The organism is Edaphobacter modestus (assembly GCF_004217555.1).
Lineage (GTDB): Bacteria > Acidobacteriota > Terriglobia > Terriglobales > Acidobacteriaceae > Edaphobacter > Edaphobacter modestus.
This window is the reverse complement of record NZ_SHKW01000001.1, coordinates 2,850,987-2,867,009: the sequence shown is the minus strand read 5'-3', so window position 1 is coordinate 2,867,009 and position 16,023 is coordinate 2,850,987. Positions and strand designations below refer to the sequence as shown.

The window sequence follows — 16,023 nt, the reverse complement described above, 5'->3', positions numbered from 1 at the left end:
CGATGGGGGCCTGTCTTCGGAAAAAAGGTTGCCTGATGAAAATGAAAGCTTGACGAAGATTCTTTCGTTGATGCTTAATGGCAGGCGCAGTTCTAAGCGAGTTTAGACAAACGTTTGTCTGTATTGGAGCTTTTTTACCGCCCCGACGATGAGGGCGGAAGAAATGCAGTTGATTGAAGTATTTACGGAGGCAACATCATGAGACGTTCCTTGATTTCCTGGAGATGGCTCCCAGTCATCCTTGCAGCAGTGCTTTGGACAGGCTGCAGCTTAAGCGCACTTGCACAGAGCATGAATGCGGGCGATATACGCGGTATTGTGACGGACCCGAGTGGCGCCGCGATTCCCGATGTGACGGTCACGGTTCTGAACAAGAACACGGGCGTATCGAAGGACTTTACGACGAACCAGGATGGTCTTTACGACACCTCGTCGATCGTTCCGGGAACGTATGAGATTACGTTCTCGAAGTCGGGCTTTCAAAAGTACGTTCGATCTGCCGTCACGGTGGTGGTGGGAAATGCGACGGTGAACGCACAGCTGACTGTGGGCGCTGTGACCGAGCAGATTGTGGTGAATACAGACTTGCCGTTGCTTTCGACCGAGAATGCGGAGCAGACGACGACGCTGGATGCGAAACAGCTGTCAACGTTGCCGCAGGTGGGAACGCCGAACTGGGAGAACTTCACGATTCTGCTGCCTGGATCCGCTGGCGCGCCGAAGGGCGCGCAGGGGGCTTCCAATCCGGGCCAGGCTGCGTCGATAAACGGCAACCTGCCCTTCAGCACGATTCTCTCCGATGGTGCGGCGATTACGCTGCCGCATAGCGCAAATGCCGATGTGATGATCCTGGAGACGATCCAGGAGGTAAAGGTGAATTCCTCCGCGTTCTCGGCGCAGTACGGGATCGGCGGCATCATGTTCAACCAGATCAGCAAGGGCGGAACCAACGGTTTTCATGGCGCAGCCTATGAATACTTTCAAAACGATGCGCTGAACGCAGCAAACTATGCGTTTGCGCAGAAGACGAGACGAGAAGCTGTTTCTCCCCTTCGCTATAACAATTTCGGGTTTGGCGTTGGCGGACCGATTCTGAAGAACAAGCTCTTCTTCTTCTTCGACTACGACAAGATCATCAACCACGGCGCGGCATCGACGGGAACCGCTACGGTTCCCACTGCGGCCATGTTGAATGGCGACTTTACTGGCCTGCCCACTATCTACGACCCCGCCAGCACGACAGTGGTCGACGGAAAGATACAAAGAAGGTCCTTCGCGGAGGTATACGGGAACGGCAACAGAATTCCTGCGAGCAGGATTGATTCGGTTGCGAAGGCACTTTCCGCCTACTACCCGGTAGCCAACTCTCCGGGTACGATCGCTTCCAACGGCGTCGTGCAGAATAATTACTTCTACAATGTTCCGAACTCCCAGCCCTTTCAGAAGTTTTTTGGACGCGCGGATTGGGATATCACCGGAAATAACCGATTGACTCTGTCAGAAACCGCCAGCGATAACCCGGCCTATTCGAATGGGCAGGGATTCTTTCCCGTCAACTATCAATCGCAGGGAGTAAGCCGGCACAACGCCCAGATTACTGACGTATGGCAGATCTCGCCAAGTGTAATTAATGAGCTTCGCATTGGGTACACGAATCAGATGAATTTCTTCGTACCTGCTTCTCTGGGAATGGGCATCCCAGCGCAAGTGGGCTGGCAATTTGCGAAAGCAGATGTCCTGCCTACTCTTAATGTCACCGGTGTTTATCAAATTACGCCCGCCACCAACGCGGTGTACAAGATGCATGTCTACGATCCTTCGGACGTGGTGACCTTGATTCGCGGTAAGCACATTCTTCACTTTGGTGGAGAGTTCCTATTCTTCCGTGACAACTCCACCAACTGGGGAAATATCGATGCCGGCACCATGGGCTTTGCGGGTGTCTACACCGCGTCAACGCAAGGGGACACTTCCACCGGGCTCGGATATGCAGATTTCCTGTTAGGACAAGCGAATGCATGGGGAGCGCAGGTGACGCCAGAAGCTGGTGCAAGGATGCGGGTTCCTCAGGTGTTTATCCAGGACGACTATAAGATCAGGCCGAATTTGACCCTGAACCTTGGACTGCGGTACCAGATTCAGTCGGGATGGGGCGAAGTCAAGGGCAACATGGCTACCTTCGATCCAACGGTCCAGAATCCTGCAACGGGAACCCTGGGAGCGATGTGGTTCGGATCTACCAAGGCAAATGGCCGTAGCCGCTTACAGGAGCCGAACTACTCGACTTTCCTGCCTCGGGTCGGCTTCTCATGGCTGCTTGATTCGCACACGGTCTTGCGTGGAGGCTTCGGTCTTTACGCCTACAACTGGAGTCTTGACACCTACGCTCCGGGAATGGCCCAGGCATTTGGTCAAAGGGGAAGTGTAAGTGACCAGTCGAATGGTGTAACTCCTGTTGCGGTCCTGTCGAGTAATGGATCCACACTTCCGTATCTTTCCAACAGCACCGATCCAGCCGCTTACAACGGGCAGAATGTCAACTACAACCAGTACCATGCTCCCGTGGGCGGCAGTTATCAGTGGAACCTGAGTATGCAGCGGGAGATCTCTAACGACATGGTCTTTCAACTCGCTTATGTGGCGACCCATGGCCACGACCTTCCATTCCCGGTGGACATCAATCAGGTTCCAGAGAATCGGCTTGCACCCAACGATCAACAGTTTCGTCCCTATCCTCAGTTTGGGAATCTCTTCGGGAGCACGAATAACGCCCGCTCAAACTACAACTCTCTCCAGGCCTCGGTTGAAAAACGGATGAGCCACGGGCTGTACTTCAACTTCAGTTACGTATGGTCACATTTTCTTAACAACCTGGATTCTTCCGGATGGGGAAGCAGGGCCGGAGCGCAAAACTATCAACGCTCTTTTGATCCCGGCGCCAATTATGCCAATTCGAACTTCGATATAAGAAACAAATTTGCAGGAAGCGCTGTCTATCAGCTTCCATTTGGAAGAGGCAAAGCGTTCCTCAATAACAACTGGTTGCTGGATGAAATCGTAGGAGGGTGGCAGGGCGCAGGAACGTTGGTTCTACAGAGTGGTCAGCCCTTTACCGTTTCAATGGCGCAGGACTTCTCGTACTCACAAGCGCAGAATGCCCAATGGTACCCAAACCTGGTGGGCAATCCAAGCCTGGCGAGCCGGGGTGCCTATCATGGTACGAACCAGTGGTTCAACGAGGCGGCATTTGCGTCGCCGACGCCTGGAACGTTCGGGAATGCAGGACGCAATCTCCTGAACGGTCCGGGACTTTCGAGGGTGAACTTCTCTCTGGGCAAGACGTTTGCGATTCGCGAGGGCATGGGTCTGCAGATTCGTGCCGACGCCAGTAATCTCTTCAACCACCCGAGCTTTGGATTGCCGACAACAGACGGTAACCAGGGTTCGGCGCAACTCATCGTGAATCCGAACGGATCGATTGCTACGGGAACTTCGACGATTCGTTCGGTTACAGTGAACGGGCGCGGGATGCAGCTCAGCGCTCGCTTCTCGTTCTAAGCATGCTTCCTCCAAGGGATGGCGGCCCGCCGCCATCCCTATTCTGTTTTTAGAAGATTCGAAGAAGAGTATGGTCGTGGGATGAGGGTTTGGGCGCTTCTTCTTATGGCAGGGCTGGGGGTTCCCGGTCCTCTTGTGGCACAGTCAGGTGCGACCTCTGCGGCGGGACAAGTCCAGCTTCATCAACAGAGAGCTCATCAGCTTTTGAGCGAGAAGAAGCCTGAGCTTGCGGCGAAGGAGTTCGCGGCGGTGCTGGCTGCCGATCCTAATAATCTGGATGCAGAGGGCAATCTTGGCGTGCTGCTCTACTTTCAAAAAGACTACGCGGGTGCTGAGCCGCATCTTCGTGCCGCAATCGAACAGCAGCCCAGCCTGACAAAGATTCGTGCGCTGCTGGGAATGTGCGAGCGTCGGCTGGGCAAGACGGATGCTGCGCGGACGGATCTTGAAGCGGTGGTGGGCGACCTGGAGGACGCGAGCATTCGTATGGAGGTGGGGCTTCAGCTGATCGAGATCGATAGCGCGTCCCAGGACCTGGCCCGCGCCGCGACCGTCGTGGAGACGCTGCGTCAGAAGGCGCCGACGGATCCACGCGTGCTCTACGCTGCGTATCGCATCTATACCGATCTCGCGGGCGAGGCACTGCTGGGGTTGTCGGTTGCCGCTCCTGAGGCTGGGCAGATGTACCAGGCGATGGCGCACGAGCTGGTGCGGCAGCGCGATATGAATGGCGCGATTACGGACTTTCGCAAAGCGTTGGCCGCAGATCCTCATCTTCCCGGAATTCACTATGAACTGGCGGAGGCGCTGCATGCTTCCCCCGATCTGAAGCTGCGGGGTGAGGCGGAGGAGCAGTACCGGCTGGCGGTCGCGGCGAATCCTGCGGATGAGAAGGCTGTAACGCGTCTGGGAGATACTGCTCTCGATAAGGGAGATTTGGACGGCGCTGCAGAGCGCTATCAGCAGGCATTGAAGCTCGCGCCCCACGATGCGGACGCGCTGATAGGGATGGCGCGTGTTTCTACAGAGAAGAATGATCCCGAGGCCGCGCTGCCACTGCTGGAGCGCGTGGTGGCGGCAGATGCTTCAAACGTGCAGGCGCATTATCGTCTGAGCGTGGTGTATCGCAAGCTGAAGCGACCGGAGGATGCGAAACGGGAGCTTGCGGAGTATCAGAAGTACAAGGACCTGAAGGAGAAGCTGAGAAAGATCTACAAGGATCTGCGTCTGGAAGAGGGCGTGGCCGAGCCGGACAAAGAGGGTCGCTAGTGCGAGAGAGGAGAGATTCTCGGCCATGGGTCTGCGTGACTGTACTCCTTCTGGTTACGGCATCGCCGCATCTGTGGGGCCAGCAGCGAAAGGTGGAGCGAACGGTTGCGCCTGCGAAGGTAAATTCACAGGCACCGGCCAGGACTCCTCAGCTTGTCGACATCACGGCGTCGACACAGATTCACTTTGAGCACTTGGCGAGTCCCGATCAGCGATATATCGTGGAGTCGATGGGCGGCGGAGTTGCGCTGCTGGACTACGATGGCGACGGCTGGCTGGATATCTACTTCACAAACGGGCCGAGTGTAGCGATGGCTCTTGAAGGGAAGAAGGCACGGAGCGTTCTGTACCGCAACAATCACGACGGAACTTTTCGCGATGTCACCGAGAAGGCCGGCGTTGGGTATCCATGCTGGGCGATGGGCGCTGCCGCTGGCGACTACAACAATGATGGCCGTGCCGATCTTGTGGTGAGCTGCTTTGGCGGCGTGGTTCTTTATCGCAACAATGGAGATGGCACCTTTACCGATGTCACCAAATCGTCGGGGCTGGACAGAGACACGGGGTGGGCTACGGGCGTGACCTTTGGCGATTACGACGGTGACGGCTATGTGGATCTGTTTGTGCCACACTACGTCGACTTCGATATGAAGGACCTGCCGACCTTCGGTTCGCGCAAGACATGCCAGTATCATGATCTTCCGGTGCAGTGCGGCCCGCGCGGGTTGAAGGGGTATCCCGATACGTTGTTTCACAACAACGGAGACGGCACTTTTACCGAAGTGGCGAAGCTGGTCGGTGTGGACGATCCGAAGCGCTTTTTCGGGTTGGGTGCGGTGTGGTCGGACTTCGACGGCGATGGCAAGCTGGACCTGTTTGTCGCCAACGATGGCGAGCCGAACTACCTGTATCGCAATGAAGGCAACGGGCGGTTTCGGGAGACTGGCTACGATGCCGGGGTTGCGGTGAGCGATGATGGAGTGGAACAGGCCAACATGGGGCTAGCGCTCGGAGACTACATGCACACGGGGCGGATGAGCGTTGCCATCACGCACTTCAGCGATGAGTATGCGGTGCTGTACCGGAACGATGGCAATCTGAGCTTCAGCGATGTCTCGCACGCGGCAGGGATCGCGCGGCCGACGGAACAGTTTGTGGGCTGGGGCGATGCCTTTGTCGATCTGGACAACTCCGGCTGGCTGGACCTTGTGCTGGTAAACGGCCATGTGTATCCGCAGGTGGATGATGCGAAGTTAGGGACGGCGTACAGGGAGCCGAAGCTGGTCTTTCAAAATCAGCGGGACGGAACGTTCAAGGATGTGAGCGCGCAGGTGGGCGCTGTGGTTACGACGCCACAGGTAAGCCGCGGGCTCGCGGTGGGGGATCTCCTCAATCGCGGGCGGCTGAACCTGGTGGTGGAGAATCTGACGGGAGCCCCCATGATTCTTGAGGCGAGACCGGACCCTGCGAATCACTGGGTGAGCTTCGAGCTTGAAGGATCGAGTACGAACCGGATGGCGCTGAATGCGCGCGTGCTGGTAACGACTGGCGCGATGCAGCAGATGGACGAGGTTCGCAGCGGGGGGAGCTATCTTTCGCAGAACGATGTGCGGTTGCACTTCGGCCTGGGGAACTCGACGAAGATGGATAGGGTCGAGGTTCGATGGCCGAGCGGAGGCTCGCAGGTCTTCGAGGGAGTAGCGGCGGATCGTTTCTACACGCTGAAGGAAGGCGGAGGTCTGAAAGAGAAGGCTAAGCCTTAGCGCCGGACCGGCGCGAGCTTGTCTTTTTTGCAGCCACGCGGCGTGCCGGTGCGGTCGATTCCCGGACGACAAGCTCTGGAGCGACGAGGATGAATTCGGGGATAGGCTCTCCGGCGAGCTTTTTGAGGAGCAGCTGGGCTGCGGCGCTTCCCATCTTCTGCAGCGGCTGCCGGATGGTGGTGAGGCTGGGAACCTGGTAGGCCGCGGACTGGATATCGTCGAAGCCAAGCACCGAAACGTCGTCGGGGACCCGCAGGCCGGCTTCATGGAGGGCCCGGATGGTTCCCATGGCAGCGACGTCGTTGAAGCAGAGCACCGCAGTGAAGGGATGGCCGCTCTTGATGAGCTTTCGTATGCCAGGGTAGCTGATCTCGGGGGATTGCGAGTCCTTGGAGAGATAGATCATCAGCTCCTCGTGAATCTCGATGCCGAGTTCGCGGGCGGCCTTGAGACTGGCGAACCAGCGTGTATCCGCATCGGAGCTGAAGGGCTGGCCGTGCATCAACGCGATTTTGTGATGACCGAGATCGCGCAGGTGCTGGAGAGAGAGCCTTGCGGCGTGCTGCTCGTCGAGCAGAACGTTGGAGACGCCGGGCAGGGTGGTGTGGCCCGCCACGGTGACGGTGGGCAGAGGGGGAGGCTCGTCGAGATGGGAGTCGATGGCCAGGATGCCGTCGACTCCGCGAGAACGAAGCAGGTTGGGGTAGGCGTCGATGAGGTCTTTGCGGTGTCGATGGTGGACGGTGAAGTAGAAGTAGTTCTCGCGCATGAGCAGGTCGCCGACACCGGATAACACCTGGGAGTGATAGCCTTCGCCGAGCTCCGGCAGCAGGATGCCGACGGTCTGCATGCGCTTGCCCTGCAGGGTACGGGCGATCATGCTGGGCTGATAGTTGAATTTTTCCGCGGCTGCTTTCACGCGGGCCCGAGTGCTCTCGGGGATGGAGCGTCCTGGAGTGTTATTGAGGACAAAGGAGACGGTCGATGGGCTGAGGCCAAGATGCTGCGCCAACATTTTCAGGTTGGCATGGCGGACGCCAGGTGTTGTCGAGGATGGTTTTGGCATGGACCGCAAATTTATGGAACGAAATGATTTCGTTAACAGTATCAGCGATGGGAAAGGGTTGAATACGCTTTGAGTCCAGGATAATGGCCTCTACGGTACGGGGAACTCCTTTCGTCAGCCTGTTGCGAAGCCGGCAGGGAAGCGCATGGGGATGGACAATGAGACAAACGTTTGTCTAAACTTGTGCGGCTGACCTGTGCGAAGAACTGCTGTATGGGGAGAGCTACGCAGCCGAACAACCTTTTATTCTCGCGATCTCGATTTGCGTTTTGGAGCCTTGTTGAATGTTTCGTATCTCGCGTGCCGGTCTTTGCCAACTATTGTCGGGAAGTTTGCTCTTCCTGTTTTTCTCTGCATCGTGTGTCCAGGTGGACGCAGCGCAGGTTGCGAGAGGACAGGACAACCGGGCGTCTGAGGCAGACCGCTTCGTAAACGATCTGTTGTCCAGGATGACGCTTGAGGAGAAGATCGGCCAGATGAGCCAGATCGCCTTGAACTCTCCCGAGGGACCCAAACGCGATGAGCGGATTCTGAAGGGCGAGGTGGGCTCGCTGCTGTTTGTTCGCGACCCCGTAGAGATCAACCGGCTGCAGCACCTGGCGATGGAGAAGAGCCGGTTGCACATTCCGCTGCTCTTTGGGTTCGACGTGATTCACGGCTACAGAACGATCTATCCGGTTCCACTGGCGCTGGCGGCGTCGTGGGATCCCGCAACGGCGGAGAGAGCCCAGCGCATGGCGGCTCGCGAGGCCAGCGCGGTGGGAATCCGCTGGACCTTTGCGCCGATGGTGGACATTGCACGCGACCCTCGCTGGGGACGCATCATGGAAGGAGCGGGAGAAGATCCCTATCTTGGATCGCGTATGGCTGAGGCGCAGGTGCGCGGGTTCCAGGGAGACAAGCTCAGCGATGCGGACAGCATTCTGGCGTGCGTGAAGCACTTTGCCGGATATGGAGCAGCTGTGGGCGGCCGCGACTATGACTCGTCCGACCTGTCGGAAGAGCAGTTGCGAAATGTATATCTGCCTCCCTATCAAGCTGCGATCAAGGCCGGAGCGGGCTCTCTGATGAGTGCCTACATGGACCTGAACGGGGTTCCGGCTACCGGAAACCGTTGGCTGCTCCATGACCTGCTGCGGAAGGAGTGGGGCTTTCGAGGCTTCGTGGTGAGCGACTGGGATTCGGTACTTAGTCTCACGACTCATGGCTTCACCTCCGGACCCGAAGATGCCGCTGTTCGTGCCGTACACGCGGGAGTCGATATGGAGATGACCTCGACGACGTTTCGCGATCACCTGGCCGATGCCGTAAAGAAGGGGCTGGTGCCGCAGAGCGAGATCGACGACGCGGTGCGGTGGATTCTGCTGGCGAAGTATAAGCTGGGTCTCTTCAAGAATCCCTATGTCTCCCTCGACCGCGCACAGAAGGAGCTGGTGTCAGAGGAGCAACGCACCGCCTCGCGTTCCATTGCGACCCGCACGGCTGTGCTGCTTCGCAACGAAGGCGGCTTGCTGCCGCTGAAGCGGGATGTGACGTCGATTGCGCTGATCGGGCCCCTGATCGACTCCAGGCCGGATGTGATGGGGTCGTGGAGTCTCGGCAGTCATCCGGAAGATACCGTCACGGTTGTCGAAGGATTCGAGCGTTCGCTGGCCTCCACCGGAACGAAGATTCTTTCGACCAAAGGAGTTGAGATCGAACGAGGGCAGCCGTCGATCTTCGACGATCAGTTCCCCAGCCCGAAGCCGACCCTTACGACGGACGCCGCAAAGGAAGCAGAGTTTCACCACGCCATCGACTTGGTTAAGCAGGCCGATGTTGCCGTGCTGGTGCTTGGCGAGGCACAGACGATGAACGGAGAGCGAGCGTCGCGCTCCACGCTCACGCTGCCGGGTAAACAGCAGCAACTGCTGGAGGCGGCGGTCGCGACGGGCAAGCCTGTCGTTCTTGTGCTGGTCAATGGCCGCCCTCTCGACATCACGTGGGCTTCGGAGCATGTGCCCGCCATTCTCGACGTATGGTATCCAGGAACGGAGGCCGGCAATGCCATTGCTGCGCTGGTCTTCGGGAACGCAGTCCCGGGAGGCAAACTTCCGGTGACCTGGCCGCGAAGCGTCGGCCAGGTCCCTCTCTACTATGCGCACAACCTGACCCAGATTCCCAAGGATCGCGATACCCGTTACTGGGATGGATCGAGCGCGCCGCTCTATCCCTTCGGCTATGGATTGAGCTACGCGACGTTTTCGTTGGCACCAATGAAGACGAGCGCGACGACCGTGCACTCGGGCGGCTCCGTCGAGGTTTCGGTCGAGGTTCAGAACACGGGCGGTCTTGCGGGGGATGAGGTTGTGCAGCTTTATACGCACCAGCGTTCGGGGTCGGCGTCGCGGCCGGTTCGGGAGCTGAAGGGATTCCGTCGTATTGCCTTGAAGCCCGGTGAACGCCAGACTGTTACGCTGACGCTCGACACGAAGGAGCTCGGCTTCTGGAGCCCGCAGACGCACCGATGGTCGATCGAGCCGGGAGTCTTCGATCTCTGGATCGGTACCGATTCAAACGCAACGCAGCATGCCACGCTTGACGTTACACCGCAGCCGTAGTTTGAACGTCTCTTCGAAACGAGGATCACACCATGTTGTGTCGTCGCCTCTTTGCCATCGCCATGCTGTGCGTGGCATCGCTTTCAGCCACTGCGCAGTTTGCTCATACACGCGGGAAGGAGATCATCGACGGCAGCGGTAAGCCGCTGCTTCTGCGAGGCACGAGCCTGGGCAACTGGATGGTTCCGGAGGGTTACATGTGGCTCTTCGAAGGAGGACCGCAATCGGGAACCGAGATCGAAGAGCTGGTGACGGAGTTGCTGGGGCCGGACAAGGCTGCGGAGTTCTGGCATGCGTACCGGGAAAATTACGTAACCCGCGCCGACATTCACCTGCTGCACGAAGCGGGATTCAACTCCATCCGCATCCCGATGCACTACAAGTTCTTCGAGACGGACAATGCTGATGGCTTTCGTCTGCTCGATCGCGTCATCGGATGGGCTCATGAGGAAGGCCTGTATGTCATTCTCGATATGCATGCAGCCCCGGGGGGACAGACCGGCACCAATATCGACGATAGTCATGGGTATCCGTGGCTTTACGACAGCCCGAAGGAACAGGCTCATCTGATCGCTATCTGGGAGAGTCTGGCTCGTCATTACGGGAGCAACAAGACCGTGCTGGGCTACGATCTGTTGAATGAGCCCATTCCGCACTATCCTTCGCTGCGGCCCCTGAATGCGAAGCTTGAACCGCTGTACAAGAAGCTGACCACGGCGATCCGCCAGATCGATAAGAACCACATCCTGTTCTTGGGCGGGGCCCAGTGGGATACGAACTTCGCGGTCTTTGGGCCGCCGTTCGATGGCAACACCGCTTATACGCTGCATAAGTACTGGATGCCGGTCGAACAATCGGCGGTCCAGAGCTATGTGGACTTTCGCGAGAAGAACAATGTTCCGTTGTGGCTGGGTGAGTCCGGCGAAAACAACGATGAATGGATCGCGCAGTTCCGGCAGCTGCTGGAGAAGAACGATATCGGGTGGGCGTTCTGGCCGTACAAGAAGTTGGAGAAGAGCTCCGCAGTCGTGACGATTGTGCCTCCAGAGGGATGGGACAAGATTGCCGCGTTTGCGAAGCTGCCGCGAGGCGCGGGGAACGTTGAGGCTCGCCTGAAGGTGCGCCCCGATCAGGAGACGATCGATCGCGCCTTTGCGGGCCTGCTTGAGAGCGTGAAGTTCGAACATTGCCGCATCAACGCAGGATATCTTTCTGCGCTTGGACTGAAACAGGTTCCGGCCACGAAGTAAGGCGCGGGAGTAGAGAAGATCAGCATTAGTTTCGATGGGAGAGTTGAGATGACGCAAAGGCGATCGTGGATGTTCCTGGCACTGGCCGTGGCTCTTGCACCTATACCTGTACGCGCACAGGATGCGTCGTTGTGGCTGACGAAACCGGACCGTTCGGCACTGCTTCAGTTGCAGACTCCTCCTCTGGCCTTTGCCGGGGGAGACGCGGCAGGACAGGTCATCGATGTGGATGAGAAGCAGCGGTATCAAACGATAGATGGCTTCGGCTTCGCTCTGACTGGCGGCAGCGCGCAGCTGATCGCTCACATGAGCGCGGAGGCTCGCGCTGCTCTGGTGAAGGATCTGTTTTCTACGGAAGGGGACGGCATCGGCGTCAGCTATCTGCGGGTGAGCGTGGGCGCTTCCGATATGAACGATCACGTTTACTCCTACGACGATCTTCCGGAGGGGCAGACGGATGTGACGATGGAGAAGTTCTCGATCGAGCCGGATCGCGCGGATGTGATTCCCGTCCTCAAGCAGATTCTTGCCATCAATTCGAAGATCAAGATTCTTGCCTCGCCGTGGTCTGCGCCGCTTTGGATGAAGACGAGTGGAGTAGCGAGGGGAGGCGTTCTCAAGCCCGAATACTTCGCCGCGTATGCGACCTACTTTGTGAAATACATTCAGGCGATGAAGGCTGAGGGAATCGACATTGATACGTTGACCGTGCAGAATGAGCCGCTGAATGAGAAGAACACTCCGAGCATGTTGATGCTCGAGTCGGAACAGGCCGACTTTATCGAGAATGACCTCGGCCCCGCGTTTCAGAAGGCAGGCATCAAGACGAAGATCGTGCTCTACGATCACAACCTCGATCATCCCGCGTATCCGCTCTCCATTTTGAAAGATCCAAAGGCAAACAAGTACGTGGATGGAACCGGTTTTCATCTTTATGGCGGGACGGTCGATGCGTTTACGCAGGTTCACGATGCGTTTCCGAAGAAGAATCTGTACTTCACGGAACAATCCGTCACGGATCATCGCAATGAAGGCGAGATGGATGTGGCGAAGCCCGTCGCGAAAATCGTGATTGGAACGACACGCAACTGGAGTCGAAACGTGTTGCTGTGGAATCTTGCGGCCGATCCGCAGTTTGGTCCTCATACCAACGATGGCGGCTGCACGGGATGCCAGGGAGCGCTGACGATAGATGGCGACAAGGTGAAGCGCAATCTCGCGTACTACACCATTGCGCAGGCCTCGAAGTTTGTTCCCGATGGTTCGGTGAGGATCGGATCGAGTAATGCTGATGCTATTCCCAATGTTGCCTTTCGGACGCCCGATGGAAAGACAGTTCTGATCGTCGCGAACAGTAGCGCATCGGATCAGGTCTTCTCGGTTCGGTTCCACGGAAAGGTAATCAAGAGCTCGCTGACCGCAGGATCGGTCGGGACCTATGTCTGGTAATTGCGGTAGAGAGGGAATGCAGATGAGATGGAAGCGCTTTCTGGGCCGGATGACGGGCTTTGCGATTGTGTGTGCCGGGATGCCGTTATGGGCTTCGACCTCGTATTATCCGCTGCGACCGGAGGACGCGAAGGCTGTGTATCTGGTTCGTAGCGAGGGCGGACTTCATGGCGATGGAATCGGCGACGATACGGAAGCGATCCAGAGGGCGATCGACAAGGTGCAGGAGACGGCGGGGCAGGGAATCGTCTTTGTTCCGGAAGGACGCTACAGGCTCTCGAAGACGGTCTTTGTCTGGCCAGGCATCCGGCTGATCGGTTATGGGGCGAATCGTCCCACCTTTGTGCTGGGGAAGAACACGCCGGGCTACCAGGATGGAATGGGTTACATGGTGATGTTCACCGGCAATCGTCCGCGTAACAACGCTGCGCCCATACGACAGGGAAGGCCGCAGACGCCGGTGCCGGGAGTGGTTCCGATCAATCCTTCGATCGCGGATGCGAATCCAGGGACGTTTTACTCAGCAGTAAGCAACATCGATCTTGACATTGAAGAGGGCAATCCTGCCGCAGTCGGGGTCCGCTTTCACGCCGCACAGCATTGCTACCTGGCTCACATGGACTTTCATGTGGGATCGGGGCTGGCCGCGCTTCATGATGTGGGCAACGAGGCGGAAGACCTTCACTTCTACGGCGGGCAATACGGCATTATGACGCGGAAGCCTTCTCCGGGGTGGCAGTTTACCTTGCTGGATTCCACCTTCGAGGGACAGAGCAAGGCTGCGATCAAGGAACATGAGGCAGGTCTTACGCTGATCCGGGCACAGATTCGTCATACTCCTACCGCGATCTCCATCGATCCGGGCTATGCGGAGGAGCTTTGGGTGAAGGACTCTCGCTTCGAGGATCTAAGCGGCCCTGCGGTTATCGTCAGCAATGATCTTGGTCTGCGGACAGAGATCAACCTTGAGGATGTTGTTTGCCACCGTGTTCCGGTCTTTGCTGCGTTTCGTGAGAGCGGGAACAAACTTCCGGGCCGTGGCGAGATGTATCGCGTGAATGCGCTGACGCATGGATTGATCTTTGCCACGCCTTCGGCGAAGGGAGAGGTGAAGACGCACTTCGATGTAAGCTCGCTTTCGTCGATGCCTGAGCTCGTGCCGACAGATATTCCTGCCGTTCCGGCACAGAGTACGTGGGTGAATCTCAAGAGCCTGGGAGCGAAGGGCGATGGGAGTACGGACGACACGGCAGCGATCCGCGAGGCGATTGCAGCGCATCGCACGATCTATATTCCGACGGGTCGCTATATTGTTACCGATACGATTACGCTTCGTCCGGATACGGTGCTGATTGGATTGAATCCATCGACGACGCAGTTCGATATTCCTGACTCGACCCCGGGGTTCCAGGGGCCGGGCTCTCCGAAGCCGCTGCTGGAGGCTCCAAAGGGCGGAACGAATATTGTTACCGGCATCGGTCTTTATACCAACGGGATCAACAGCCGTGCGGTGGGTGCGAAGTGGATGGCGGGCAAGGATTCGTTGATGGACGATGTTCGCTTTCTCGGGGGGCATGGAACGACGCTTCCCGGTGTCTCGTTCAACACGATCTATAACAACACGCATACGGCGGATACCGATCTCAATCGACGGTGGGACAGCCAGTATCCGAGCCTGTGGGTGACGGATGGCGGTGGTGGAACGTTCGCGAATATCTGGACGCCGAGCACGTTTGCGCAGGCGGGGATGATGATCTCGAACACCACCACCGAGGGGCGCGTCTACGAGCTTTCGAGCGAGCATCACGTTCGCAACGAGATCAAGATCGATCACGCGTCGAACTGGAAGATCTATGCGTTGCAGACGGAGGAGGAGCGCGGCGAAGGGCCGTTTGCGCTGCCGTTGTCGATCGAGAGCTCGAGCAACATTACGGTTGCGAACTATCACAGCTATCGCGTCGTGAGCAGCTATCAGCCTTTCCTGAATGCGATTCATGTGGCGGACTCGCATAACATCCGTCTGCGAAACATCCATGTGTATGGCGATAACAAAGTGTCCTTCGACAACTCCGTCGTCATCGATGGCAAAGCAACGCAGGTGGTGCGGAACCGCGAGTTCGCCTCGATGACGATCGATACTTCATCGGACGATCCCGAAACACAGCCGCAGAAGGCTTCTCCGGTTCTTGCGGACGGAGCGAAGCTCGAGCGGCTTGCTGGTGGCTTCTACAACGTCTCCGGCGCTGCGGTCGATCCTGCGGGCCAGCTGTACTTTGTCGATGCGCACTGGCAGCGGATCTATCGCCTGCTTCCGGAGGAGAAGAGAGCGGCCATCGTACGCGACAGTCCGCTCGATCCTGTTCAGCTGGTCTTCGACAAGGCGGGAGACCTGATGGTGGTCTCGTACGCGGGGAACGGGACCGTGTACAGCTTCAGGCCTGAAGCACTGGATGAGGAGATCACGCTGCTGAAGCCACAGAAGGCTTCGGCGAGAGACGGGATGACTCCTGTGCTGCCGGTGAACTACTGGCGGAATGAGAATGACTTCGTACAGGCTGTGCCTGTTCCGAGGCCGTATCAGTATGTCTCTCCGGACGGCACTACGTTTATTCCGGCGGGAGAGGATTTTGTTACCGGCGCACTCTACTACGGTACGAAGATGGCGGACGTTCTTCGCGCCTTCGGCCTTGGAAGGGCGGTGGAAGGCAAGCCGTTCTATGTGAGCGACGAGAGTGAGCAGAAGACGTATGTCGCGGATGTTGGTTCCGACGGGACGCTGAACCATCTGAAACTCTTCGCGGAGTGCGGCGGAGAGAGCGTTACGCAGGATGCTGCGGGGAACGTTTACATTGCTGCGGGGCAGGTCTATGTCTACAACCCGTCGGGCGAGTTGATCGATACGATCAAGGTTCCCGAGCGTCCGATCAACCTAATCTTCGGGGGAAAGGATGGGCGGACGCTTTACATCCTTGCGCGGACTTCGGTGTATGGCGTCGAGGTTCGGCGGTGAGGACCTCCTCCCTCCTCGTTTCGGTAAGAGTTGAATAAAACTCCTTGTGTTGGCAACA

8 protein-coding genes are annotated in these 16,023 nt (G+C 57.7%); 7 read left to right on the top strand and 1 reads right to left on the bottom strand.

Going from position 1 to position 16,023, the window contains the following annotated elements; all coding sequences use genetic code 11:
- Window positions 1-198: 198 nt before the first annotated feature.
- The 3 genes from BDD14_RS12025 (at window position 199) to BDD14_RS12015 (ending at window position 6,590) form a co-directional block, all read left to right on the top strand.
- Window positions 199-3,558: a TonB-dependent receptor gene (locus BDD14_RS12025; RefSeq protein WP_130419019.1), complete on the top strand. Its 3,360-nt coding sequence runs from the start codon at window positions 199-201 to the stop codon at window positions 3,556-3,558.
- An 81-nt stretch (window positions 3,559-3,639) separates the two neighbouring features.
- The gene (locus BDD14_RS12020) at window positions 3,640-4,827 is read left to right on the top strand and encodes a tetratricopeptide repeat protein (protein ID WP_165420039.1); all 1,188 of its coding nucleotides are present in this window, start codon (window positions 3,640-3,642) and stop codon (window positions 4,825-4,827) included.
- Window positions 4,828-4,862: 35 nt separating this feature from the next.
- Window positions 4,863-6,590, top strand: coding sequence for a CRTAC1 family protein (locus BDD14_RS12015; protein ID WP_242617901.1), 1,728 nt, complete (start codon window positions 4,863-4,865; stop codon window positions 6,588-6,590).
- Here BDD14_RS12015 and BDD14_RS12010 read toward each other — a convergent pair.
- Window positions 6,580-7,656, bottom strand: a complete 1,077-nt coding sequence (locus BDD14_RS12010) for a LacI family DNA-binding transcriptional regulator (protein ID WP_242617900.1) — start codon at window positions 7,654-7,656, stop codon at window positions 6,580-6,582. The genes BDD14_RS12015 and BDD14_RS12010 overlap by 11 nt on opposite strands.
- Window positions 7,657-7,940: 284 nt before the next feature.
- Here BDD14_RS12010 and bglX point away from each other — a divergent pair, with 284 nt between their 5' ends.
- The 4 genes from bglX to BDD14_RS11990 are packed head-to-tail and all read left to right on the top strand — an operon-like array spanning window position 7,941 to window position 15,965.
- Window positions 7,941-10,256, top strand: coding sequence for a beta-glucosidase BglX (bglX, locus tag BDD14_RS12005; protein WP_130419017.1), 2,316 nt, complete (start codon window positions 7,941-7,943; stop codon window positions 10,254-10,256).
- 32 nt (window positions 10,257-10,288) lie between these two features.
- Entirely contained in the window at window positions 10,289-11,506 is a 1,218-nt protein-coding gene (locus BDD14_RS12000) for a glycoside hydrolase family 5 protein (RefSeq protein WP_130419016.1), read from the top strand.
- 48 nt (window positions 11,507-11,554) lie between these two features.
- Complete coding sequence (locus BDD14_RS11995) at window positions 11,555-12,955, top strand: glycoside hydrolase family 30 protein (protein ID WP_130419015.1); 1,401 nt, start codon at window positions 11,555-11,557, stop codon at window positions 12,953-12,955.
- Window positions 12,956-12,971: 16 nt separating this feature from the next.
- Window positions 12,972-15,965: a glycosyl hydrolase family 28-related protein gene (locus BDD14_RS11990; protein ID WP_242617899.1), complete on the top strand. Its 2,994-nt coding sequence runs from the start codon at window positions 12,972-12,974 to the stop codon at window positions 15,963-15,965.
- Window positions 15,966-16,023 lie beyond the last annotated feature (58 nt).